The sequence below is a fragment of the Mesorhizobium sp. M4B.F.Ca.ET.214.01.1.1 genome, assembly GCF_004791545.1.
Taxonomy (GTDB): Bacteria; Pseudomonadota; Alphaproteobacteria; order Rhizobiales; family Rhizobiaceae; genus Mesorhizobium; species Mesorhizobium abyssinicae.
This window is the reverse complement of record NZ_SRUX01000108.1, coordinates 1-376: the sequence shown is the minus strand read 5'-3', so window position 1 is coordinate 376 and position 376 is coordinate 1. Positions and strand designations below refer to the sequence as shown.

Annotated in this window: 1 pseudogene; it reads right to left on the bottom strand. The window is 62.8% G+C overall.

Features of this window, described 5'->3' with window-relative positions:
- A pseudogene (locus EN857_RS33505) lies at positions 1-376 on the bottom strand (GMC family oxidoreductase); the annotation flags it as partial.

Here is a 376-nt window from a genome sequence, read left to right as displayed (position 1 = left end):
TGCTCGGACCGGTGCGGACCGTCATAGAGGCCGAAATTCAGGCCGGTGGTGATGGTGCTGCCGTCGAAATTGTCGACGCCGTCGAGATAGACCTCGAAATTCCAGCCATAGGATTCATGCAGGCCGCGCCCGACGAATTCATCTCCGAGGCCGGAGCGCAGCATGATCGCCGCGCTCTGGATGGCATTGGCGCCGAGAACGAAGAGGTCGCCGCTGGCCTGATATTCCTTGCCCTCATGGACGAAGGCGACCGAACGCACCGTGCCGCCGACATGGTCGAGCCGCCGCACCTCGGAGCCGAGGCAGACCGATACGTCGGGATGCTCGAAGACATGCATCAGGCCATTATTGGCGGTGAACTTGGCATCGGCCGGGC